We start from the raw sequence: 1,006 nt of genomic DNA, 5'->3' as shown, positions 1-1,006 counted from the left end.
ATCCTTGCCTTTTACCTCAAGCGCAACAACCCAATCTCGATCTGACAAGGAGTCTAAAATTGCTTTACTCTCAAATTGTATAGCTCTATTTAGATCAGCCCCTTTACTTCGATTACCTAAAGGGATCTCTATAAACTCAATCTTAAAGTCTCGCGGCAATCGCTTGGTAAATTCTGAGGCTCCTTCATTTACCCACTTAGGCATTTTCGTGCCAACCGCGATAACTTTAACTTTCATTGGACTAAATCTTAGCGCGCATCGGGCGAAGGCATTACGCCTTCAGAGCCATCACCTTCCCAAAAACGCTCAAGGTCATAGAACGTGCGCGTTGCTGGGAGCATGACGTGAACAACGACAGAACCAAGGTCCACTAAAATCCAGTCAGAGCTAGCATCACCCTCAACACCTACAGACTTTACACCTTGCTCTTTAGCTTCGGTTAGCACGTTGTCAGCGAGAGACTTAACATGCCGAGAGGAAGTACCAGAGGCAACCACCATATAATCGGTCACGCTAGTACGTTTTTTGACGTTCAAAATATTGATATTGTCAGCTTTTAAATCTTCAAGTGCGCCGACAACGACGTTTTTAATGGAATCTGCTTGCATAAAGGGAAGGACTGGCCTCAAAAAAATGGTTCAAATTTGATAAAAATCATTATCGCAAATAATGCCTTGCACTGCATCAGGCACCAAATAACGAATGCTTTTGTTTTCGGCAACTCTTTGCCGAATATCTGAGCTAGAGATTTGCAACTGCGTTACGCGCGCAATCAATGCTAACCCGGTTTTAGCAGATCTTAGCGCATCAGGCGAGCTAACAATTGAAAAACCCAAACTTTTCAGGTTGTTTTCAATTTGCGCATTACTGTAATCGGGACGCTCTAACACGACGACGTTACATAGATCTTTATATACTTCTGCATGATGCCAAGTAGGCATATTCAACGCAGAGTCTGTTCCTACCGCCAATATCAACCCTTCATTAGAGTTTAAAGCTTGCAAAG

Annotated in this window: 3 protein-coding genes; all 3 read right to left on the bottom strand. The window is 43.1% G+C overall.

Going from position 1 to position 1,006, the window contains the following annotated elements; all coding sequences use genetic code 11:
• Positions 1-237, bottom strand: a 237-nt coding sequence (locus tag A3762_RS17455; RefSeq protein ID WP_197469349.1) for a 23S rRNA (pseudouridine(1915)-N(3))-methyltransferase RlmH, incomplete at its 3' end; no start/stop codon positions are given.
• Positions 238-248: 11 nt separating this feature from the next.
• Positions 249-608 carry a ribosome silencing factor gene (gene rsfS, locus A3762_RS17450; RefSeq protein ID WP_068478500.1) on the bottom strand — a complete coding sequence of 120 codons (360 nt, stop codon included), beginning with the start codon at positions 606-608 and terminating at the stop codon, positions 249-251.
• A gap of 30 nt (positions 609-638) precedes the next feature.
• Positions 639-1,006, bottom strand: a 368-nt coding sequence (locus A3762_RS17445) for a nicotinate-nicotinamide nucleotide adenylyltransferase (protein ID WP_369820693.1), incomplete at its 5' end; no start/stop codon positions are given.

It is taken from the genome of Oleiphilus sp. HI0125 (genome assembly GCF_001635355.1).
The sequence above is the reverse complement of the archived record's forward strand: the minus strand, read 5'-3'. Positions and strand labels throughout refer to the sequence as shown.

What these genes read in the sequence shown, in the direction of transcription:
- rsfS (WP_068478500.1), bottom strand. Translation starts at nt 608, where the DNA reads ATGCAAGCAGATTCCATTAAAAACGTCGTTGTCGGCGCACTTGAAGAT.